Origin of the sequence: Bradyrhizobium sp. 192, assembly GCF_023100965.1 — a bacterium.
Taxonomy (GTDB): Bacteria; Pseudomonadota; Alphaproteobacteria; order Rhizobiales; family Xanthobacteraceae; genus Bradyrhizobium; species Bradyrhizobium symbiodeficiens.
On record NZ_CP064690.1, the window covers coordinates 6766752 to 6789277 of the forward strand.

Annotated in this window: 21 protein-coding genes; 10 read left to right on the forward strand and 11 right to left on the reverse strand. The window is 64.6% G+C overall.

All coding sequences use genetic code 11. The features are described from left to right. Positions 1–76: 76 nt before the first annotated feature. Entirely contained in the window at positions 77–1387 is a 1311-nt protein-coding gene (locus IVB24_RS31680) for an ABC transporter substrate-binding protein (RefSeq protein ID WP_247770358.1), read from the forward strand. 84 nt (positions 1388–1471) lie between these two features. Here the strand turns inward: IVB24_RS31680 and IVB24_RS31685 are convergent, their stop codons facing one another. The 3 genes from IVB24_RS31685 to IVB24_RS31695 all read right to left on the reverse strand — a co-directional run bounded on the left by IVB24_RS31685 (position 1472) and on the right by IVB24_RS31695 (position 3659). Next, entirely contained in the window at positions 1472–2641 is a 1170-nt protein-coding gene (locus tag IVB24_RS31685; protein ID WP_247770359.1) for a Gfo/Idh/MocA family oxidoreductase, read from the reverse strand. A 43-nt stretch (positions 2642–2684) separates the two neighbouring features. Further along, entirely contained in the window at positions 2685–2996 is a 312-nt protein-coding gene (locus IVB24_RS31690; RefSeq protein ID WP_094977462.1) for a septal ring lytic transglycosylase RlpA family protein, read from the reverse strand. Positions 2997–3221: 225 nt separating this feature from the next. Continuing rightward, positions 3222–3659, reverse strand: a complete 438-nt coding sequence (locus tag IVB24_RS31695; RefSeq protein WP_094977461.1) for a hypothetical protein — start codon at positions 3657–3659, stop codon at positions 3222–3224. 362 nt (positions 3660–4021) lie between these two features. Here IVB24_RS31695 and glgC point away from each other — a divergent pair, with 362 nt between their 5' ends. The 3 genes from glgC (at position 4022) to IVB24_RS31710 (ending at position 7214) form a co-directional block, all read left to right on the forward strand. Next, entirely contained in the window at positions 4022–5284 is a 1263-nt protein-coding gene (glgC, locus tag IVB24_RS31700) for a glucose-1-phosphate adenylyltransferase (RefSeq protein WP_094977851.1), read from the forward strand. Then, complete coding sequence (gene glgA / locus IVB24_RS31705) at positions 5281–6735, forward strand: glycogen synthase GlgA (RefSeq protein ID WP_247770360.1); 1455 nt, start codon at positions 5281–5283, stop codon at positions 6733–6735. Before glgC ends, glgA begins: the two co-directional genes overlap by 4 nt. Before the next feature lie 218 nt (positions 6736–6953). Then, positions 6954–7214 carry a SemiSWEET transporter gene (locus IVB24_RS31710; protein ID WP_140480791.1) on the forward strand — a complete coding sequence of 87 codons (261 nt, stop codon included), beginning with the start codon at positions 6954–6956 and terminating at the stop codon, positions 7212–7214. A 63-nt stretch (positions 7215–7277) separates the two neighbouring features. Here the strand turns inward: IVB24_RS31710 and IVB24_RS31715 are convergent, their stop codons facing one another. Continuing rightward, positions 7278–8072, reverse strand: a complete 795-nt coding sequence (locus IVB24_RS31715; protein WP_247770361.1) for a class III extradiol ring-cleavage dioxygenase — start codon at positions 8070–8072, stop codon at positions 7278–7280. Between the two features lie 155 nt (positions 8073–8227). Between IVB24_RS31715 and IVB24_RS31720 the strand changes: the two genes are divergently transcribed. After that, positions 8228–8407, forward strand: a complete 180-nt coding sequence (locus tag IVB24_RS31720; RefSeq protein WP_094977458.1) for a hypothetical protein — start codon at positions 8228–8230, stop codon at positions 8405–8407. Between the two features lie 21 nt (positions 8408–8428). Here the strand turns inward: IVB24_RS31720 and IVB24_RS31725 are convergent, their stop codons facing one another. Beyond that, positions 8429–9904, reverse strand: a complete 1476-nt coding sequence (locus IVB24_RS31725; protein ID WP_247770362.1) for a carboxylesterase family protein — start codon at positions 9902–9904, stop codon at positions 8429–8431. A gap of 76 nt (positions 9905–9980) precedes the next feature. Then, complete coding sequence (locus IVB24_RS31730; RefSeq protein ID WP_094894007.1) at positions 9981–10193, reverse strand: hypothetical protein; 213 nt, start codon at positions 10191–10193, stop codon at positions 9981–9983. Positions 10194–10421: 228 nt separating this feature from the next. Between IVB24_RS31730 and IVB24_RS31735 the strand changes: the two genes are divergently transcribed. The 3 genes from IVB24_RS31735 to IVB24_RS31745 all read left to right on the forward strand — a co-directional run bounded on the left by IVB24_RS31735 (position 10422) and on the right by IVB24_RS31745 (position 13881). After that, positions 10422–13088 carry an alpha/beta hydrolase fold domain-containing protein gene (locus IVB24_RS31735; protein WP_247770363.1) on the forward strand — a complete coding sequence of 889 codons (2667 nt, stop codon included), beginning with the start codon at positions 10422–10424 and terminating at the stop codon, positions 13086–13088. Between the two features lie 129 nt (positions 13089–13217). After that, entirely contained in the window at positions 13218–13490 is a 273-nt protein-coding gene (locus IVB24_RS31740; protein WP_094977455.1) for a hypothetical protein, read from the forward strand. 85 nt (positions 13491–13575) lie between these two features. Next, a complete protein-coding gene (locus tag IVB24_RS31745; RefSeq protein ID WP_162406708.1) occupies positions 13576–13881 on the forward strand; it encodes a hypothetical protein in 306 nt (101 codons plus the stop codon). Between the two features lie 287 nt (positions 13882–14168). Here the strand turns inward: IVB24_RS31745 and IVB24_RS31750 are convergent, their stop codons facing one another. The 4 genes from IVB24_RS31750 to IVB24_RS31765 form a co-directional block, all read right to left on the reverse strand. Next, entirely contained in the window at positions 14169–14324 is a 156-nt protein-coding gene (locus IVB24_RS31750; RefSeq protein WP_247770364.1) for a hypothetical protein, read from the reverse strand. A 117-nt stretch (positions 14325–14441) separates the two neighbouring features. After that, a complete protein-coding gene (locus IVB24_RS31755; protein ID WP_140480795.1) occupies positions 14442–14960 on the reverse strand; it encodes a septal ring lytic transglycosylase RlpA family protein in 519 nt (172 codons plus the stop codon). 248 nt (positions 14961–15208) lie between these two features. Then, a complete protein-coding gene (locus IVB24_RS31760) occupies positions 15209–16804 on the reverse strand; it encodes an NAD-dependent malic enzyme (protein WP_247774218.1) in 1596 nt (531 codons plus the stop codon). 451 nt (positions 16805–17255) lie between these two features. Next, positions 17256–19595, reverse strand: a complete 2340-nt coding sequence (locus IVB24_RS31765; protein WP_247770365.1) for a mechanosensitive ion channel domain-containing protein — start codon at positions 19593–19595, stop codon at positions 17256–17258. A 771-nt stretch (positions 19596–20366) separates the two neighbouring features. Here IVB24_RS31765 and IVB24_RS31770 point away from each other — a divergent pair. Both IVB24_RS31770 and IVB24_RS31775 read left to right on the forward strand, forming a co-directional pair. Next, positions 20367–20846, forward strand: a complete 480-nt coding sequence (locus tag IVB24_RS31770) for an MBL fold metallo-hydrolase (RefSeq protein ID WP_247770366.1) — start codon at positions 20367–20369, stop codon at positions 20844–20846. Continuing rightward, positions 20750–21229, forward strand: a complete 480-nt coding sequence (locus tag IVB24_RS31775) for an MBL fold metallo-hydrolase (protein WP_346771383.1) — start codon at positions 20750–20752, stop codon at positions 21227–21229. The genes IVB24_RS31770 and IVB24_RS31775 overlap by 97 nt, the downstream gene beginning before the upstream one ends. A 212-nt stretch (positions 21230–21441) precedes the next feature. Here IVB24_RS31775 and IVB24_RS31780 read toward each other — a convergent pair whose 3' ends face one another. Continuing rightward, complete coding sequence (locus tag IVB24_RS31780; RefSeq protein WP_247768358.1) at positions 21442–22413, reverse strand: IS110 family transposase; 972 nt, start codon at positions 22411–22413, stop codon at positions 21442–21444. Between the last annotated feature and the right edge of the window lie 113 nt (positions 22414–22526).

A 22526-nucleotide genomic window follows, 5' to 3' on the forward strand; every position in this document is an offset into this window, starting at 1 on the left:
ACTTTCCGCTGTCCCCCTCTTCATACTTCGCAAAAAAATAACAGCCGGTCACACGACGGATTTGAGGGAGGATAGGATGCCAACTTCACGCAGGCAGCTGCTGAAGGGTACGGCGGCTGCCGCCGCCACGCTCAGCCTCGATTGGACCAGGGCCCAGGCGCAGGCCGAGAATTTGCGCATCGGCCTGATCTACGACCTCACGGGTCCCTTCGCCGCCGGCGGCTCGGTCGCCTCCTCGGTCGGCGCGCAGATCGCCATCGACCTCGTCAACGAGAAGGGCGGCATCGGCGGCAAGACCAAGATCGTGCCCGTCGCGGCGGACTCCCAGAGCAAGGCCGACGTTGCGATCAACGAAGCCGAGCGGCTGATCAGCCAGGAAAAGATCGACATCATCAACGGCGTCTATTCCAGCGCGCATGCGGTGCCGATGGCTGCAAAGGTCGAGCAGCAGAAGAAGATCCTCTGGATCACGACCGCGGTCTCGACCGCCGTGTTCAAGGACAAGAACCTGCAATACGTGTTTCGCGCGCAGATCCATTCGGATCAATACGGCCAGGCCTTCGCCGGCTTCCTCACCGAGCACGCGAAAGCCAGGCTCGGCATGGAGGCCAAGAACGTCAAGGTCGCGCTGATCCACGAGGACGGCCCCTATGGCGTCGGCGTCGCCGCGGCCGACGAGGCCTATGCCAAGCAGGCGGGCATCCAGGTGGTGCTGCGCGAAGGCTATTCGGCGTCCGCGCCCGACCTCTCGGTGCTCGTCACCAAGCTCAAGCGCGCCAAGGCGGACGTGATCTCGCACGCCGGCTACAACCCCGACATCACGCTGTTCCTGCGTCAGGCCCGCGAGAGCGGGTTGCGCTTCAAGATGCTGTTCGGGGCCGGCGCCGGCTACAGCCAGCTCGACAAGCTGCGCGCCACCTTCGGCCCCGACATCGACAATTTCTGCAACATCGATCCGGTGCCGGCGCAGTTGCTCGATCCCGCCAAGCTCGCACCGGGCATGGGCGAGCTGATCAAGACCATGGTCTCGCGCTACCAGACCAAGACCGGCGCCACCGACGTGCCGCCGCACTGCTCGATGGGCTTCAACCAGACCTGGGTGCTGCTCAACAACGTGCTGCCGGTGGCCAAGGAGAAGTACGGCAGCTTCGAGCCGGAGGCGATCCGCAAGGCCGCGCTCGACGTCGATATTCCCGCCGGCGGCACCATCCAGGGCTACGGCGTGAAATTCTTCCCGCCGGGCACGCCGCTGTCCGGTCAGAACGAACGCTCGACTCCGGTGGTGATGCAGAACGCCGGCGAGCACATCTCGGTGGTGTGGCCGACCAACATCAAAACGCGGGACCCGGTATTCCCGCTGCCGAAGGGCTCGACCTACGGGGCGTAGGAGCGAGCGACGGCCACGGTGCTGCGCTCTCTCGCCCCGCTTGCGGGGAGAGGGAGCACACCTCCGCTGCAGCGATGGCCTGCTTCACAACACCACCCTCCGCCCCTCCTCCGCCGCCCAGTACCCTGCGTAGTTCACCTTGATCGTCTCATAGGCGAGCGCGAGGTCGGACAGCGGCTGCCGGCCCGTCGCCACGCATTCCATGAAGTCCTGGATCTCCTGCAAATAGCCGCGCGTCCATTCCTCCTCCAGGCAGACATATTGCCAGCCGGTTTTGCGGTCGACCTTCTCGGTGATGTAGACGGAAGCGAGCTTCTCTTCGGAGGTCTGGTAGCTCATCAGATGATTGTTCGGCGTGATGTTGGCGAACAGCGAGCCGCCGGATGTGTAGGTCTCCACGAGATTGCGCACGCCGCCCATGATCATGTCGCCGGAGAACACGGTGGCCTTGGTGCCGTCGGAGAAGGTGGCGGTGAGCGTGCCCCAATCCTCGACGTCGAGCGGATTGGCCTTGATGTAGCCGCGCTCCTCGGGCTTGAGCGCGGCGGTGACGTTGCCGACATCGCCGGTGACGCTGGCGACACGGATGCTCTCGCCGCGCGCCTTCGCCTCCACCTGCTTCAGATACAGCACCGCCGAGAGCGGATGGCAGCCCATGCGGATCAGCGAGCCGCCGCCGGTCATCGCCCATTGCGCGGCGTGGGCCGCGTGCGAGCCGGAATGGCTCTCCTCGCCCTTCATGAACAGGATCTTGTCTTTCGTCGCCCTGATGATCTCCGCCGTCTTTGTCACCGCGGGCGCGTAGATCCAGTCCTCGGCATACATGAAGAGTTTTCCGGTGCGCTCGATCGCGGCGCGCGTCTTGTCCATCTCCTCGATCACGCGCTGATACATCAGCGCCTTCGGCACGTGCTTGCCGATCGGCTGCGGATCGCCGTCACGGCCGAAATAGCCGGCGAACGGCTTTTCGCAGATGACGTGCTTGCCGGCTTGCATCGCGCCGACGATCATTTCCGCATGAAGATTGGGCGGGGTGCAGATGTCGACGACGTCAATAGCTGCGTCCCCGATCAGATCAGAGAAGCTGCGATAGACCCGCGGGATGTCGTGGCGGCCGGCGAATTCGATGACATGGTCGCCGCGGGCAGCCACCGCCGCGACCTCGACGTCCACGCCATAGACGCGCCGGAACGCGTACATGTGCAGCTCCGACACGAAGCCGCAGCCGACGAGTCCCACCCTTATCCTTGCCATAGCGCCCCCTTGCTTTGGGCGGCACTATAGCGCGCGGGCCGGCTTATTCCACGGAGACCCGCACCACGCCGGCGCTCATCATGCCGAGCGCGCGGGCGGCGGGCACCGAGAGGTCGACGATGCGGCCGCGGATGAAGGGGCCGCGATCGTTGACGCGGCACTGGATCGTGCGGCCGCTGTAGGAGACCTTGAGCACGCTGCCGAACGGGCGGGTCCGGTGCGCGCAGGTCAGCTCGCCCTTGCCGGCCTTTGCGTAGCCGTAATAGGAAGCGAGCCCGCTTTCGGCGCGGGCGACGGAAAAGGCAGAAAAAGAAAAACAGGCCAGTGAAAAGAATAGCGTCGTTTGCGCTCGCACGGCACCGCTCCCGATTGGCCCCGCCCGGCGCTGCAAACGTGCATTTGTTCCTCGAGTTCCAGCATACTGCCGAGCAATCCCCGGCAGGACCATCACACATTGTTACTTTCGTGAAAGAGCAGCAAGCACGCGTCGATATCTTGCGCAGTCTGTCCCGGCACGCCGCGACGCCGCGCGGAGGTGCGCGCAAACGCTCATCGTTTGCGCGCATGCTCGAACCGGCTCTCACCAATATCGGCGGTGATAGTGGCGGTGATAGACCCGGTACGGCCGGTAGTAACCGTAGCCATAGCCGTACGGACGATAGGGCCGGTAATAGCGCGGATAGGCAGGTGCGTATCCATAGCCGCCGTAATAGGCCGGCGCATAACCATAGCCATAGCCCGGCCCATAGCCGCCGTAATACGGACCGCCGCCGTAATAGCCATAGCCATAAGGCGCGCCGCTGGCGATGGCGCCGCCGATGATCGCACCGGCAAGGAGGCCGCCTCCACCCCATCCCCAGCCACGACCGCGCCAATGCACTTGCGCGACATCGTCACCGACCGCGGCCTTCATGGTCGCGACGTTGGTCGGCAGCGGAGCCGCTGCCGCCTGTTGAATTTGGCCAGCGATGACCACGCCGGCGACCGAACAGGCAATTGCCGTTTTCCAGATCCTCATCAACTTGCTCCCTGTCTGACGTTTCGCTTGGAAAAGGATCGCAGCAGCATGATCGGGCATCTTTGCGCCAAGTCAAAGCCGGGATTTTAAAGCCCGGATTTGCGTGCGGCGCACAAGTCCCGTTCATGCTTCTGCGAAGCGGCTGCCGACCTGCGAGACGGACCAACGCGCCTGCTCTGCCCGACGTGACGCCGACGCGATGCCGGAGCCCTGCGGCCAACGCAAAGCATTAAGCTTCCCGCCTTCGCAACCAACAACCTACTTCACGATTGACTATTCGTACCGCTACTATCGGTTCCAAGGGAGCGAGGTTTCTCGCGACGAATAGCCTCGGCCCTGCGCCGGGTGTGTGGGAGGATGACATGAGTGCCGCGAGACCCGAGCCGCTTGCCCGTCAGGCGCTGGCCTTCGTCCTGGCCGGCGGACGTGGCAGCCGGCTCCTGGAGCTGACCGACCGCCGCGCCAAGCCGGCTGTCTATTTCGGCGGCAAGTCCCGCATCATCGATTTCGCGCTCTCCAATGCCGTCAATTCGGGCATCCGCCGCATTGCTGTCGCGACCCAGTACAAGGCGCACAGCCTGATCCGGCATCTTCAAATGGGCTGGAACTTTTTCCGCCCCGAACGCAACGAGAGTTTTGACATCCTCCCCGCGAGCCAGCGGGTCTCCGAGAACATGTGGTATGTCGGCACGGCGGATGCCGTCTACCAGAACATCGACATCATCGAAACCCACGCCTGCCGTTTCATCGTCGTGCTGGCCGGCGACCATATCTATAAAATGGATTACGAGGTGATGCTGCGCCAGCACGTCGAGAGCGGCGCCGACGTCACCGTCGGTTGCCTGGAGATGCCGCGGCAAGAATCTTCCGGCTTCGGCATCATGCATATCGACGAGAACGGCTGGATCCAGGAATTTCTGGAGAAGCCGAAGGATCCGCCGCCGATGCCGGGCAAGCCGGACGTCTCGCTCGCCAGCATGGGCATCTACGTGTTCAACGCGAAGTTCCTGTTCGAGGAGCTCAAGCGCGACGCCGAGGACCCGAACTCGAACCACGATTTCGGCAAGGACATCATTCCCTACCTCGTCAAGAACGGCCGCGCGATGGCGCACCAATTCTCGACCTCCTGCGTGCGCACCGGCACCGAGGAACGCGCCTATTGGCGCGATGTCGGTACCGTTGATGCCTATTGGGCTGCCAATATCGACCTCACCGACGTCGTGCCCGAGCTCGATCTGTTCGACAGCTCCTGGCCGATCTGGTCCTATGCGGAGATCACGCCGCCGGCGAAATTCGTCCATGACGAGGAGAGCCGGCGCGGCCAGGCCGTGAGCTCGCTGGTCTCGGGCGGCTGCATCATCTCCGGCGCTTCGCTGCGCCGGTCGCTGCTGTTCACCGGCGTGCGCATCAACTCCTATGCCAATGTCGAGAACGCCGTGATCATGCCTTATGTGCAAGTCGGCCGCGGCGCCCGCTTGAAGAACGTCGTGATCGACCGCGGCGTCGAAATTCCGGAGGGGCTCGTGATCGGCGAGGATCCCGAACTCGACGCAAAGCGCTTCCGCACCACCGAGCAGGGGATCTCGCTCGTCACCCAGCCGATGATCGACAGGCTCAATACATGACGCCTGTTCGCGTCCTCGCGGTCGCATCTGAAGTCTATCCCATCGTCAAGACCGGCGGCCTCGCGGATGTCGCCGGCGCGCTGCCGATCGCGCTGAAGGCGCATGGCGTCGAGATGCGCACCTTGATGCCGGGCTATCCCGACGTGATGCGGCTGGTATCGAACGCAGAGGAGATCCGGAGCTGGCCGGATTATTTCGGCGGGCGGGGCCGGTTGCTTGCGGGCTCCCATGACGGGCTCGACCTGTTCGTGCTCGACGTGCCGCATCTCTATGCGCGGCCGGGCAACCCTTACGTCACCACCGAAGGTGTCGATTGGCCGGACAATGGCGTGCGCTTCGCGGCGCTGTCGCGCATCGCCGCCGATATCGGCCACGGCCTCGTCCCCGCCTTCGTGCCCGAAATCGTCCATGCCCATGACTGGCAGGCCGGGCTCGCGGCGGCCTATCTGCACTATGACGATCGCCCGCGGCCCGGCACCGTGATGACCATCCACAACATGGCCTATCAGGGCAAGTTCGCTCCCGAGCTGATCGGTGCGATCGGCCTGCCCTGGCACGCGTTCAGCGTCAACGAGATCGAATATTTCGGCGGCATCAGCTTCCTGAAGGCGGGCCTGCAATTCGCCGATCGCATCACCACGGTGTCGCCGACCTACGCGCAGGAAATCCAGAGCGACGAAGGCGGCATGGGGTTCGGCGGCCTGTTGCGCGCACGCGCGAACGTGCTGAGCGGCATCCTCAACGGCATCGACGTCTCGGTGTGGAATCCGCAAGGTGATCCGCACATCGCCTACCGCTACGGCGCCGAGGACCTGACCTTCCGGGCCGCGAACAAGGCGGTGCTGCAGCAGCAGTTCAGTCTCGATTGCTCCGACGAGGCGCCGCTGCTCGGTGTCATCAGCCGGCTGTCCTGGCAGAAGGGGCTCGATCTCCTGCTCGAGGCCATTCCGACCATTTTGGCCGAAGGCATGCAGCTCGCGCTGCTCGGCAGCGGCGACCGCGATCTTCAGGATCGCTATCAGTCCGCAGCCCGCGCCAATCCCGGCCGGATCGGCGTCGTGATCGGCTATGACGAGATATTGGCGCACCTGCTCCAGGCCGGATCCGACGCACTGATCGTGCCGTCGCGCTTCGAGCCCTGCGGCCTGACCCAGCTCTGCGCGCTGCGTTACGGCGCCGTTCCGATCGTCTCACGCGTCGGCGGGCTGGAGGACACCATCGTGGATATCGGAGAGGCCGACGCCTCCGGCAGCGATGCCACCGGTTTCAAGTTCGCACCCGTGACGGCAGAGGCCCTTGCCGGCACGCTGCGCAAGGCCAACACCGCCTTTCACGACAAGCCGACCTGGCGCAAGCTGCAACGAAACGGCCTTGCGACCGACGTCTCCTGGCGCAACCGCGCCGGCGACTATGCCGCGCTCTATCGCAGCCTGATGGCGGAGCGTGCCTGAAGCGGCAGGGCATTCGAGACCCTCAGCCATCCTTCGAGACGACCGCTTCGCGGTCTCCTCAGGATGAGGACGGAGTCCGCGGCAACGAACCTCGACAGCACCGGCGCTGCTTAGCCTCATCCTGAGGAGGCGCGTAAGCGCCGTCTCGAAGCACGAGGCGTGCGCACCGACGGCCGCCCTGAGAAGCATGACCGTCGAATCCATGTTATAGAGCCGGCATGGACCCGTTCGTGATCAAGCTGATCGGCTTTGCCGCCGCCACCTGCACCACCGTGGCCTATGCGCCGCAAGCCATCAAGGTGTGGAAGACCCGCTCCACCGGCGACATCTCGCTCGGCATGTTCCTGGTGATGGTGCTGGGCCTCGCGCTGTGGCTGATCTACGGCCTGCTCTCGGGCGATGCGCCGCTGGTCGCCGCCAACGCCATCACCATAGTGCTCGCCGGCTGCATCCTGTTCATGAAGCTGCGATACGGGTGAGGTTGCGACGCTCCCCTCTTCCTTCTCCCCTTGCGGGAGAGGGGTAGAGCGCAACGCTGCTCTTCATCCAAACACGTACGACGCCATCGCGACGCTCGCGACCTCGTCGACGAACACGCGTTTGCCGATATCGCTGCCGGCGGCGCCGGCGGCCACCATCAGCGGTAGCAGATGGTCCTCGCGCGGATGCGCGAGCCGAGCGCCGGGCGCATTCTCCCAATCGACCAGCATCGCGTTGCGGCGGGCGGGATCGGGGTTGCTGATCGCCTCGTTCAGATAGGCCTCGAAGTCATATGAGACCGGCTTCGACTCCGGCCGGTTGAAGCCGCGCATGTTGTGATAGGTCAGCCCGCTGCCGACGATCAGGATGCCTTCTTCGCGGAGCGCGGCGATGGCTTCGCCGACCTTGATGTGCTCGGCCGCATCGTAAGCAGACTTCAGCGACAGCAGCACGATCGGCATGTCGGCATTCGGATACATCAGGCCGAGCGGCACGAAGGTGCCGTGATCGAAACCTTGGTTGGGATCTTCCCGGCAAGCGACGCCCGCGCCCGCAAGCAGCGCCTTCACCTTCGCTGCGAGCTCTGGCATGCCCGGCGCCGGATATTTGAGGTGATAGGTGTGCTCGGGGAAACCGTAATAGTCGTATACCATCGGCGGCTGCGCGGAGGTCGAGACGGTGAAGGCATCGGCTTCCCAATGGCCGGTGATGACGAGCACCGCCTTCGGCCTTTCGGGAAGCAGCTGAGGCAACCGGCCGAACTCCTGGGCGGTCCTGGCGTATTGCACCCGCCGATCCTCCATGAATGGCCACGGGCCGCCGCCATGCGACAGGAAGAGGGTCGGTAATCGCGTCATCGGATTGGTCTCGTCGGAAAGGTGCGCGTGGCAGCGCCCGCGCGACGGCCGCGAGCATAGGCAAACCGGCATGGTTAGCAAGTCGTTAACGATTTGCCGCCCAAAATCCCCGGTGCGGCCGAAGCAGTCGGCCCGAAGACAAGCGAGACGTTGAGATGAGGAAGTTTGCGCTGGGGGACGTCGTCAACAGTGACAAGGGCCGCCGCGGCATCGTTCGCGCCGCCTTCAAGTCGCGGGACGGCCAGCAGTTCTACGCCGTCGAGAAGGACGGCGCGATGGACTATCTGGAGGAAGACCGGCTGACGCCGGCGCCCCGCGTCGAGCTCGCGGCTTAAGTCCAACCCATTCGTGTCGCGCTAGCGCGCGAGCCGGTCGAGACGCTCCGCCAGGGGATCGTCGCCGCTCGCGATGCGATCGTTCGTGATCAGCAGCAGGCGATCGCGGCCTGCGGCCGAGTCCCAATGCGGCAGGTCGGGACCGTTGGGATCGCCGCTCCTGGCGAAGTTGATCCAATAGGACCGCATGCGGCTGGCGACCTCGCGATCGGCTCGCGAGAAGATGCCCGCTCCGGGCACGCCTTCCGCACCGAAGATGAATTGCAGCTCGCGCCCGTGCCCAGCCCCGGGATTGCCGCGACGCGCCCCGGGCACATAGGCGAAGCGATAGCGAAAAGTTGCCGCGCCACTTGCGGCGTGGAGGCGCGCCAGCAGTCTTGCGGGCTCGGAGAAGACCTTGTCGGTGTAGACCTTCGCCGCAAGATCCGTCGGACTGGCGAGAGAAGGCTCGGCGACATCAGGATAGAGCTTGCGCAGATCATCGATCGTGAGGCCTGACGCTGCAAGCTCCTGCCTGGTATCGAGCTCGCCGTCGAAACCGGTCTCGTCGTCGTTCGAGCCGATCATCAGGGCCATGCGGCTTTGGTGTCCGGCCGCAAAGCCTGCAGCGATATCCTCGGTCACCAGAGCTCCATCCATCATCGGCGCGAAGCCGTGCCGCGATTGCTCCAGCAGAAGGCTTTCGGCGGCCAGCAGGCGTCGCGGTTCGGCGGCGCGCAAATCCGCCTCCGGTCCAAGCGCCGCCACGAACTGCCGACCGATAGCTTCCGCCTCCTGCGACGATCGCAACCGCGCCCGGGCGGGGATCGATTGCAGAATGGCTTTCTTGAATAGGCCGCGCGATTGCGCGGACAACATCAGCAGCGCGATCGATGTCGCGCCTGCGCCGCTGCCAAACAAGGTGACATTATCAGCATCGCCGCCGAAGGCTGCGATGTTGTCATGAACCCAATGCAGCGCGGCGATCTGGTCCATCAGGCCGTAATTGCCGGAGCCGCCGTCCGTCAGCGCGGGATCAGCGAGCCAGCCAAGCACTCCAAGGCGGTAATTCATGGTGACCACGATGAGGCCGGCCTGCGCCAGCCTGGCACCGTCGAACAGCCGCTCATTCGCGGTGCCACTGACGAAGCCGCCGCCGTGGATGAACATCATCACCGGCAGCGGCCCGTCGACCCCGAAGGGACGGAACACGTTCAGCGTCAGGCAATCCTCGCTCGCATCAGGCAACGACGGTTGAAGGCACGGCGCGCCGTACGCGTAGGCGGTGCGCATCTCCGAACTTTCCGGCGCCGGCTGCGGCGGGCGCCAGCGCAGCGCGCCGAGCGGTGGCTCGGCGTAGGCCAGTCCCTTGAACGAGGCCACCTCGCCTTCGACGGCACCGAGCATCTGTCCTTCACGCGTCAGCGCGAATGGAAACTGTCCGACCGGCTGCGCCACGGCCGAGCCGGCGCAACACAGGACAATGGAGGCCGCAAGAAGCGCGAGCAAGGATCGCATCTTCGGAGCATCCCGATGCGCGGAAAGGTCCCCGTGAGGTTAAGTCCTGAGCGCGCCGAGAGGCAAGCCTCCCGGCTCACGCACCACGCTTTGCGAGAATCTCCGCCAGCGCGTGCCGCGCGACGATGCCGAGCTCGCCGAGCGTGGAGTGCCCCGCTTGCGCGGCCTCGATCAAGCGCTCGGCGATGAATCTGCGGCTGTCGTGATCGCCGCCGTGCGGCAATTGCCGGCACGTCTCCTCGAGGACGACGTCCATGTTGGCTTTGGTCCGCTCACTCAACTCTGGCATGACGCTCGATCGCTACGCGTGGCTTGTAGCCGCAAGCATACACAGATGGACCGGGCATGATTACCCCGGGTCATCACGGCCATTGTGCATCGCGGTGCGTGTAGCGCCGCAACGTTCAATTGGCCTTGATGCCGCCGCAAACGACTACCGAAGATTGCACTTGCTCTGATGACAAGCCGACCCTGCAGCGATAGCCTGCCGGCAAAACAAAACATTCGGGAGGATGCCATGCCTGACACGATGGTTGCCACACGTGCCTCCGAAGACCGCGGAACCGCTCAGCAGGTCGATGTCGCCGTGGTCGGCGCCGGATTTTCCGGCCTCTATCTCCTGCATCGCCTGCGTAAGGCCGGCTTCTCGGCCGTCGCCCTCGATGAGGCCGGCGACGTCGGCGGCACCTGGTACTGGAACCGCTATCCGGGCGCGCGCTGCGACATCCAGACCATCGACTACAGCTACACCTTCGATCCCGAGTTGGAGACGGCCTGGACCTGGTCGGAGAAATACGCGGCCCAGCCCGAAATCCTGCGCTATCTCGGCTTCGTCGCCGACCGCTACGATCTCAGGCGCGACATCCGCTTCAAGACCAAGGTCACCGAAGCCAGATGGGACGAGAAGGCAGAGCGCTGGCTCATCACCACCGACAACGGCGCGCCAGTCTCCTGCCGCCACTACATCATGGCCACCGGATGCCTCTCGGCGCCGAAGCCGCCGGAGATCGACGGCGTCAAGGATTTCAAGGGCGAGGTCTATTTCACCGGACGCTGGCCGCATGACGGCGTCAATCTCGCCGGCAAGCGCGTCGCCGTGATCGGCACCGGCTCGTCGGCGATCCAGTCGATCCCGCTGATCGCCGAGCAGGCCGCGCATCTGACCGTGTTCCAGCGCACGCCGAACTTCGCGCTACCGGCGCATAACGGCCCGGCGCCGGCCGATCGCATGGACTTCTTCCAGAGCGACCGCGCCGCCTATCGCGAGCAGGCACGCCAGTCGATGGCGGGCGTGCCCTACCCGCAGCAGACCGTCGTGAGCTGGCAGCTCAGCGATGCCGAGCGCCGTGAGCGTTTCGAACGGGCCTGGGCCGCCGGCGACCTCGTCCACATCCTGACCCAGCTCTGGGCCGACCAGGCCGTCGACGTCGACGGCAACAAGATCGTCCAGGACCTGATCCGCGAGAAGATCCGCTCGGCGGTCAAGGATCCCCAAACGGCGGCGGCGCTGATGCCGGACGACCATCCCTTCGGCGCCAAGCGTCCCTGCCTCGATACCAATTACTACGCCACTTACAACCGGCCGAACGTCACGCTGGTCAATCTGCGGCAGGAGCCGATCAAGGCGATCACGGCGAGCGGCATCTCCACAAGCAGCCGCAGCTTCGACGTCGACGTCATCGTGTTCGCGACCGGCTTCGACGCCATGACCGGCGCGATCCGCGCCGTGCATCCGATCACCGGGCGCGGCGGCAGGTCGCTGACCGACGTCTGGGCGCAGGGCCCGCAGACCTATCTCGGGCTCACGGTCGAGGGCTTCCCGAACTTCTTCATGATCACCGGGCCGGGCAGCCCGTCGGTGCTGTCGAACATGGCGGTGTCGATCGAGCAGCATGTCGACTGGGTCGTGGATCGCCTTGCAGGATTGCGCGATGCCGGCTTCACCACGATCGAGCCGACCGAGACGGCGCAGGCCGGCTGGAACAGGCACATGGCCGACTGCTCGATGGTGACGCTGCACCGGCTCGCCAACACCTGGTACACGGGCGCCAACGTCCCCGGCAAGGTGCAGGGCCTGATGCCCTATACCGGCGGCGTCGGCCCCTATCGCAGCATCTGCGACGAGGTGGTCAGCCGCGGCATGCTCGGCTTCAAGCTCACCGGCCCCGGTGGCGCCACGCAATGCAACGACGGCGAGGTGGTGCGGCTGCAGCCCGACGTGCGGCTGGTGCTCAATCTGCTCACATCGCTGAACCTGCCGCCGATCGAGTCGATGGGCGCGGAAGGCGCGCGCGCCTTCGTGAACGAGTTCAACAAGGGCCGCCCCGCGGGGCGGCCGATCGGCGCCATCGTCGACGGCACCCTGCCCGTCACCGACGGCGCGCTGCCGTACCGCGTCTACAAGCCGGCAACGCCGGGACCGCATCCGGTCGTGGTCTATTTCCACGGCGGCGGCTGGGTGCTCGGCGACGAGCAGTCGGACGAGCCGTTCTGCCGCGACATGGTGCGGCGGACCGGCATGATGTTCGTCAGCGTCGGCTATCGTCACGCGCCTGAGCATCGCTTCCCGACCGCGGCCGAAGACGGCTATGCGGCCACGCGCTGGATCGCCGAGCATGCCGCCGAACTCGGCGGCAGAGCGGGACCGGTGCTGGTCGCGGGCTGGAGCGCCGGCGGCAACATCGCTGCCGTCACCTGCCAGCTCGCGCGCGACCGTGGCGGACCTGAGATCGCCGGCCAGCTGCTGATCTGCCCGGTCACCGACTGCAGCTTCGATCGTCCCTCCTACAACGACAACGCAGCGGGCTACTTCCTGACGCGCGGGCTGATGTACTGGTTCTGGGATCTCTACTGCTCGCCGGCGGACCGCGCCGATCCGCGCGTCTCGCCGCTGCGCGGCAAGGTCGAAAAATTGCCGCCGGCCTTCGTGACGACCTGCGAGTTCGATCCGCTGCGCGACGAAGGCATCGCCTATGCCGAGGCGATGTCGGCCGCGGGCGTCCCGGTCGAGCAGTTGAAGGCGCACGGCCATTTCCACTCGTCTTTTACCATGGTCGATGTGGTGATCACGGGTGTGTCCGGCCGGGTGCAGATGGCGGAAGCCTTGCGACGCTTCGCCGGCCTGCCGGAGGTCAGTCGCGGCGAGCCTGGCCCGGGTTTCAAAATCGCGGCGGCGGCGAGCTGATTGCGACAAGGCAGCCGGGAACCTTTTCCCGGCTGCCGGGTTGTGGGTGAGGCATTGAGATCCAACGTTTGGTGTGAGCCCCGGCACGTAGATCCGCGTGCTGGGGTGTTTTTTGCGTGAGGCGGAGCGATGGCGGACGTGGTTGCGGAGTCGAAGGTCGATTTCGGTGCGCATGCACGCCTGCATAAATGGCCATCGCTGGCAAACCAGCGCCGGCCGGACCGGGAGCCTTACCAGGTCAGTGAAGGCACCCTCGACCAGTGCATCTCGGCGTTCATGGAAAAGCCGGCGGCGACCCGGCATCTCTATGAGATCCGGACAGCGGCGCAGCCGCCGCTCGTGACCGGCATCCTCTCCCCCGAACACGTCATCGAGCTCTCGCGCTGGAGAGAATTTCTCTGACGGCACTTCACCTGCAGGCGCGCTGGAACCTTCGGCCGGTTTTTCCCGTTGGTGGAGATCGGAAGCCAAGGCGTGAGTGCCCGATATGCTCGAAGCTGGCGTGCCATCCCCGGTCGTGCCCTACGGCGCAGACAAGACCCTGTTCGTGGTGATCGATCGCCTCGACCAGGCGAGAGAGATTCGCATCGAACGAAGCGATCTCGAAGCCACGATCGGCGAGCTCGTCGCCGGCTGCTTCAACGACCCCATCAAGGTGATTTCGTTCAACACGCTCGAACATTGGATGAAGGACATCTCGACCGATGTCGCCGGCGAGATCAAGGCGCGCTGCGATATCGACGGCGTGACGCTGCCCGACTATCTCAGCGACTTCGTCGAGAGCCATAGCTGAAGTGAATTGGCTGAAGTGAATTGGCTGAAGTGAATTCGCCGGTTTGCGCAGACAACAAAAAGCGCCGCTTGCGCGGCGCTTTCGTGTGATCTGGTCAGCTTAGTGGTGCCAGAACAATGCCAGCAGCAGAACGATCGGCAGCGGCACGCCAAGCAACCAAAGTAAAGCACCTCGTCCAAAGCCCATGAATTCCTCCTCCTCATGCACTGCCAACATGACGCAGGAGAGGCGAACAAGTTCCGCGCTTCGTAGCGAGGGCGAATGCGCTCAGCGCATGGACGCGGGAGTCAGGCGCTGCGGTGCCTGCCGGCGATGACCTCGATCTCGCGGCGACGCTCGCCCGCGAAGCTCAGCAGCCTTTCGATCGTCAGCGCATCCGTGATCCGTTTGGCGAGCCGCTCGGCGCGCGCAGCCTGATCTTCGAGATACTGGATCGTGTTCAAGGGCCGCCTCCCGAGAGGGCTCCGAACCCGGAGCCCCCGACCTGTTGGACAGCCATGGTGCGACAGAGCGGCTAACAGCCGGTTAAGTACGGCGGGTCGAGTTCGACGGAGTTTGCCTCACTGCACGACGTCGAGCCGGACATTGGTGATGCCCCTGTCGACCATGCCGAGGGCCTCGGCTGCGGACGGCGAGATATCGACGACGCGGCCGCGAACATAGGGACCGCGGTCGTTGACCCTGACGGTCACGAAGCGGCCGGAGGACACATCGGTGACGCGCAGCTTAGTGCCGAACGGCAAGCTCGGATGGGCCGCGGTCAATTGGTTCTTGTCGAACTTCTCGCCGCTCGCGGTCTCCGTATCCGAATAGAAGCTGGCGACGCCATGCGAAGTGGTCTGCTTTGCATCGCCATCGGGAATGCGCACCCGGCTGATCGGGCGTCGATGCAGCGCCGCCACCTTGTGCGGCCGTTCCACCGCAGCGTGCCGGCCGGTCGCCGCGAGATCGGCCTTCTGGCGGCCGGCCGGCGATTGCGCGCAGGCGGCGAGCGAGGCGGCACCGACGATGGCCAGCAGCAGCCGGCTCGAGGTTGCCAATGAAATCCGGGCAGTTTCGGCACGTGCAATGCAAGACATGATGCGCCCTCCGAATGATGCGGAGTTTCGGTGGGCAATCGGGGCAGAACCTTGTCGGAACAAAAGCGGGCCTGGGGCCGCCGCCGTTTCGCGTCAGCTGTGACGATTCCACCACAGTGACGCGTCCTGAAACGGGACAGGTAGCCCCGAGCCGGCCCCCACGCAGCGAAATCAGGCGCCCAGCGAAAGCCTGGCGAGCGCCTGACCGGATCGCGCTCCGGCGCCGATCAACTGTCGGCTCAGCGGCCTCAGTAATGCGGCTCGTACATCTGCGACTGAACGAGAGCCTTGACGTCGTTGGGCGCGGGTCCCTCGGCGAGCCCGCGTTGATAGGCGACGTCGGCAACGGCCGCGGCGATGCGGATCGAGACCTCGCGGATGCGCGGCAGGGCCGGATAGAGGCTGCCCTGCGCAAGATCCTCCTTGCCGACGCAATCGGCGAGCGTGTGGGCCGCCGCCATGAACATCTCGTCGGTCACCAGCTTCGAGCCGCTGGCGATCACGCCGAGGCCGACGCCGGGGAAGATGTAGGAGTTGTTGCCCTGGCGCGGCACGAAGTTGCGGCCATTGAGCTTGACCGGATCATACGGGCTGCCGCAGGCGAACAGCCCGCGCCCTTCGGTGTAGCGATAGGCATCCTCCGCCGAGCATTCCGCCTTCGAGGTCGGGTTGGAGAGCGCGAACACGATCGGCTGCTCGTTGAGTTCGGCCATCGTCTTGAGCACCTCGGGCGTGAAGGCGCCACCAACCGCGGCAACGCCGATGATCGCGGTCGGCTTGAGCGTCTTGATCGCGGTGAGGAAGTCGGCGATCGGCGCCTGGTCGGCATGGGCGTAGCGGAGCTTGTGACCGTGGAGGCCTTCGCGACTGCCGACGACGAGTCCGCGGGAATCCACCAGCCAGTTGCGCCGGAGTGCTTCGGCTTCCGAGGCGCCCTCCGCCATCATGGCAGACACCACGAGATCTGCGATGCCGGTCGCGGCCTCGCCGGCGCCGAGGAACAGGATGCGCTGATCCTTCAGCTTGCCGCCATTGACACGCAGCGCCGAGAACAGGCCGGCCAGCGCCACCGCCGCGGTGCCCTGGATGTCGTCGTTGAAGACGCAGGCTTCATCGCGATATTTGTGCAGCAGCTTGAACGCCGAATGATTGGCGAAATCCTCGAACTGGATCAGCACGCCCGGAAAGGTCTTTCGCGCGGCTTGCATGAATTCGTCGACGAAGCTGTCATAGGCTTCGCCGGTCAGCCGCCGCTCGCGCAGGCCGAGATAATAGGGATCGTTCAGCAGCTCTTCGTTGTTGGTGCCGACGTCGAGCACGACAGGCAGGCAGGCTTCCGGATGCACGCCGGCGCAGGCCGAATAAAGCGACAGCTTGCCGACGGGAATCCCCATGCCGTTGGCGCCTAGATCGCCAAGCCCCAGGATGCGCTCGCCGTCGGTGACGACGATCAGCTTGGCCTGATAGGGCCAGTTCTTCAGCAGCTCGGCGATCTGGCCGCGGTCGCGCGAGGAGATGAACATGCCGCGCGGCCGCTGGAAGATCAGGCCGTATTTCTGGCAGGCCAGCCCGACCGTCGGGGTGTAGATTATCGGCTGGATCTCGTCGATATTGTCGACGACGACGCGGAAGAACAGCGCCTCGTTGCGGTCATGCAGCGCGTTCAGCGCGACGTATTTTTCCAGGTCCGTGGGCAGCGTGCGCAGATTGGTGAGGACGCGCTGAGCCTGCGTCTCCATCGTCAGCACGCAAGGCGGCAACAGGCCGCGCAGGCCGAGGGCCTCGCGCTCCGCTTCCGTGAAGGCGGTGCCCTTGTTGAGCAGGGGATCGCGCAGCAGTGCCATGCCTTGCGGCGAATTGGACGATTTCGATTGGGCAACGACCCGGGCAGGTCTATTCACAAATTCCCCCAAGGAGCTTCACATTGAACCTGTGTACATTGTCGACCAGCGTTCCATTGAGATCAAGGACGTAGCGACTGAGACGCCGATTGTGATCTCGCACCGCAGCGAGATTTCTCGCGAACGAGAACGAACGAGAACGCCATCGCGCGGCAAAAGATTAATGCCGCAGAGCCACCGCCCATGGAGAGCGCGGCACGCGGGCCTCAGGAAGGCCGGTGGTCATCGCAAACGGTATCATCAGAGTGATCGCGCGCGACGGAAACGGCCGGGCGCCGAGCACAACGCCCCCCGGCCCGCATCGTCCACGCGCTCCTCCTTTTGCCGTCCGCATGTTGCCAGCGGAGTGAACGCCGCCACAATGCGCCAAGGCAAGCGGGAAGTCGCCCAGCGATCAGCCGGCCGCGCGCCGCGGCGTCAGATTGGCGGCGCTATCGGCCGGCGGCGCGATGTGCATCAGGATGGTCTGGGTCGCGGACGCGACATTGATGCCGTTCTGCTGGAAGCACAGCTTCATGCGGCGATTGAATTCGCGCTGGACCGGCCAGCGCCCGGCTTCGGTGCAGCGGATCTGGCCGACGATCGACACCATCGCGCCATCGACCTTGTCGATGCCCCAGAGATCGAGGTCGCCGCGGATCAGGGGCCGGAATTCGGGCTCGCGGCGCATCTCCTCGACGATGTCCTTGAGGATCTGGCCGGCTCGATCGGTGTCTTCCTTGTAGGCGACGTTGACGCTGACCGAGGCGTTGCCGGCGCCGCGGCTGGCATTGGTGATGGTCGTGACCGCGCTGAACGGCACGATGTGCACCGCGCCGTCGCCTGCGCGCAGGCGAATCGTTCGAATGGAAACATTCTCGACCACGCCCGAAAGCCCGGACACGCTGACATTGTCGCCGACCTGGACCGTGTTCTCCAGCAGCAGGAACAGCCCGGTGATGAGATCCTGCACCAGCTTCTGCGAGCCGAAGCCGATGGCAATCCCGACGATGCCGGCGCCCGCCAAAAGCGGCGCGACGTTGACGCCGATCTCGCTCAGCGCGGTGAGGCCGACGACGGTGGCGATCAGGCACAGCAGCGCGGTGCGCAGCATCGGCTGGAAGGTGCGCAGGCGGGCAGCGCGGGCATAGTGCCCTTCGCGTGACAGCGTGTTGATCTGGCGGTCCAGCAGCGCGTTGCCGGCCTCCCAGATCGCGGCAGCAACCAACACGGCGAGGCCGATCGTCACCACGGCCGAGATCAGCCGGCTACCGATCTGGCCGCCATAGAACCAGACGATGGCATCCACACCCCAGACTTCGAGCACGGCGACGAAGCCGATGAAGGCGATCACGCCGGAGACGATCCTGCGCAGCAGCGGCAGATAGCGGTTGGCGCGGATCTCCAGGCCCGGAAATCGCTGCAGGATCTCCGGCCTGATGCGGAAGCCGCGGTCGATCAGGCTCAGCGTCAGTACGATGGCGACGCGGGTGATCAGGGCGACTGCGATGGTGCCGACGAAATATTGCAGCAGCAGCGAATAGCCGTTGCGGATGTTGAGCGCCCACACCGCCCATAGCGCGAGATCGAGCGCAATGGCAAGATAATGCCAGCCGCCGGCGATGCGGTTGCGCAGGCGCGCGGCGATGCCCTGCCGGTCGGCCGGCGCCCGGATCGCTTCGGCAACCTGCCGGCGGCATTGCAGGATGATGACGACGACGAAGAGGTGCACCACCAGCATCACCATGCGCAGCAGCGCGGCATAGCCGGCACGATGCAGACCGAGCAGCAGCGCCACATTGGCAAAGGCGATGCCGGAGACGCCGACGCCGACGATGCGGCGGGCCCAGATCTCGACATAAGCCGCGGTTTCGGCCCGCACCGGGAACAGGCCGAAGGGTCCGGCCAGCGCCCGGACCAGGCAGATGAGCCAGCGCGAGACCGCATAAGCGTTGACGACGGCGAGGATCACGAGGCGAACCGTCGTGGGCTCGCCGAGCTCGGTGCCGATCAGCGCCGTGGCAACGCCCACAAAGACGAGTACGGGAAGGAGTTCGAGGACGAAGCGCCCCAGCACGAAAGGCAGCCGCAGCACGATCTGCCAGGCGCGCGCGAGGCTGTGACGCCGCTTGCTCAGTTCGGGCGCAGGGGTGACATCGGCAACCGACGACGGCGGATCGGCAATCGGCAGCACCTGCGCGGGCAGATGCGCGGTTTGCGGCACGCGTCCCTCCAGGAAGGCAACCGGGCGACGGATCAGGCGGAACAGCACCCATTCGGCCGCGAGCCCGCAACCCACCACCAATGCAAGCTTCCAGGCGATCTCGATCAGAAGGTTATAGGCCGCGGGATCATTCGCAGTCCGCACGATCCAGTAATAGAACGCCGGGAAATGCGTGATCGTCCGCGCCACGCTGGCGATCTGGCTCGATATGTCGCCGATCTCCTCCGACACCGTGAGCAGGAGCTGCGCACCGAGACCGTCGGCCGAGAGCGGGATCGGCGACTTCTGCTCGGGCGCGGGCGGCGCAGGCTGCTGCTGACCGGACGCATTGGCGATCACACGCAGCGTGTCGATCATCTGCGTCCGCTTCTTGTCGTCCTGAAGCGTCTCCAGCGCGCGCCTGGCTTCGTCGGGCGACAGCGCGGCGGCATTGTTCGTCGCCGGCCGAGGCGTTTCGGCGCTGACAGCTGAGAGAGAGGAGATCGCGAGGAAGAGAGCGGCGAGGAGCGCCGGGGCAAGCTTATGCGACACGAGGATCTCCTGGAACAAATGCATGCACCGGCGGTGTCGGGACCCGTCACCGCCGAAGCGCATGCATCATGTCGGATGGCCGCTATTCGCCCCCGGCCTGTGTCGGAAGTTGGCCTTTGGGGCGACATTCTCTTGGCATTTGCCGCAATGCGAAGATGGAGGAACCGCGGTCGCGACGAAGCGACACGTATCGAAGGATGCGCCGCGGGGAAGGAACTCCTCATTCCATATCACTCGGTCATTCCAGGCGTTGACCCGAAATGACGGCGACGTGGAAGAAGGGGGAAAAGCAGAATGCGATCAAGCACTCGGCGCGCCGGGCTGATCCGACATGATCGGGTGATGCAAAATACAGCGCCGGGAAGGTAGGGGCTCTGCCTTACTGATGCAGCCCGCTAAACCTTGACCCGGCGTGCCGTTCGCGGTTTCTGCCGCTATGCGATAGTCCGAACGAGCTCCATCGCACTTAACGCGGCTGGGTTTGCGGAGGTGGAGTCATAGACCTCCCCTTGCTCATGAGGTGGACGTTGCGCGTCGCTTGTTTGCGACCGCGACCATGCTCCTCCTGTGCCACAAGACTGTCAAGCGAGATCAATCGTGAGAGCAATCACAATTGACGCGCCAGTTCCTCGGGGGCGGCTCGGCGCTGGATCATACTGTGTCGGCCTGGATCGCCTGCGACTCAATGCAGCGGAATAAAATCATTCCGCCAGCGTTTGTGATGGCGAGGATACCTGTCTCCCGCCCTCATTCATTTTCAGAAAGTCAGACATGAAGATATCGATTTGCCTCACCGTACTCACGGCAATCGTTGCCGGACTTGGACCCGCTGCCGCGCAAAATCCTCCGCAGACCTCGACCAAGAAGGTCGACGGCACCGACAACGTCTACGTCTTCCGCTATGGCGGCCATCAATCGATCTTCATCGTGACGCCGCAGGGCGTGATCGCGACCGACCCGATCGCCTATTTGCGTCCAGCCAAGCCCTATATCGATGCGATCAAGGCAGTCACCGACAAGCCGATCAAATACGTCGTCTACAGCCACCACCACTACGACCACATCGCCGGCGGCCAGCCCTTCAAGGATCTCGGCGCCACCTTCATCGCGCACCGGCGGACCAAGGAGCGTTTCCTCGAGCTGAAAAAGCAGAAATCGCTGCTCGCCGATGTCGTGATGCCGGACCAGGTGGTGGACGACAAGAAGAGCATCACTATGTCGGCCGCAACCACTCCGACAATTCGCTCGTGATGCGCCTGCCGAAGGAGAGGATCGTCTTCGTGGTCGACCTCGCACCGATCGAGCAGGTCCAGTTCCGCAACATCCCCGACAACGCCTCGCCGCTGGAATACATCGCCTCGCTGAAGAAGCTGGCGTCACTCGACTGGGAGCGGATGATCCCCGGCCATCCCTATGCCGGCGGCCGCTTCGGCACCAAGAAGGACATCGAGGACGATATCGCCTACATGGAGGATCTCTCCACCGAGGTGAAGAAGGCCGCAGATAGCGGCAAGTGCTTCGACACCGCAATGAAGGAAGTGAAGCTGCCGAAGTATGAGAAGTGGGCCAATTACGAAACCGCACTGCCCGCCAACATCGAGCGCTTCTGCTACTGGTGGGGTCGCGGGTATTGAGGGGCGGCGCCGAACTCGTAGCAACCATTAAGGTTCTCCCGATTTTCCGCAAGCATGACGCCGGGCTTGCAGCCGTCAAGGTGTGGCCTGGCGGCAGCGAGTTTGACGCGGGGCGTTCGCGACGGCCAACCTTGACGGCCGCGGCGCACGGCGTCGTCCAGGCGGAAGGTCGGGACGAAGAAACGGCCGCCTGATCGAACAAAGAAACGCGATCAGGTGGCGGGCAGCTTGGCAGTTTGAGGCGCTTCGGCGATCCACGGAGTTCCGCGGGCGACCACGGCGTTGATCGTGACGAGCAACTTTCTGGCGCAAGCGACCAGCGCGCATTTATGAGATTTTCCGGCGGCGATCAGCCTTGTATAGAGAGCCTTCATCTGCGGGTTCCATCGGGAGGATGCCGGAAGAGCCGCGTTGTAGAGCGCCCAACGCAGCCGCTCACGGCCACCTTTGATGTGACGGGCACCGGATCGTTCGCCGCTATCGTCGTCGTAAGGCGCCAGTCCACTGAGAGCTGAGGCCCGTTCGCGTGTGATGTTGCCGATCTCGGGCATCCTGATCAGGACGGCAGCCGCGGTCGGCAGACCGCAGCCGGCGACGCTGTAGATCAGATCGAGCCGTGCGGCGAGATCAGGATGCTTGCGGATCGCCGCCAGCAGCGCCTTGAACTCGGCTCGTTTGGACTTTGCCAACAGCGCGATCTGCGCCTTCCAAACCCCTTGAATCCGCTTGTCGCGGCAACTCTCGAGCCGGTTCTTCAGCCTTGCGATGTCTTCCGTGATCTGATCGATCATGGTCAGATGCTCGGCAAAGGGCTGCAACCGCGGATCCGGTGCAGGATGGATCGTCTTGACCGCGGCAGTGCACGTCGCGATCAGCGCCGCGTCGATCCTGTCGTTCTTAGCCAGCAGCAGACGGAACGTGGCATAGGCGCGGACCTGCTTCGGCTGAAACAGCACGACGACGAAACGCTTGCGCCGCAGCTCCGCAACGACCGCCTGCTCGTAGCCTCCACTTGCCTCGATCCCGACCCTCTTTACCTTGCGGCACTTCAACCACTCCACCAGCGCCTGGTGACCTCTTGCCGTGTTGTCGACCCGCAACTGCTCAGAGTTGCCATCGATCGCCACGTCGAGCTTGCGTTTGCCGGTATCGATCCCGGCACAGATCGTGTTACGCTTGGCCATCTTCCTCGACCCTCCCTTGTTATGCGAACCTGAAGTTCGTTCAACCATGCGGGTCCCGATGAAGTGCCGACCGCGATCTTGCTACGAAACGCAGCCCTCAAGGCTTCGGTGGG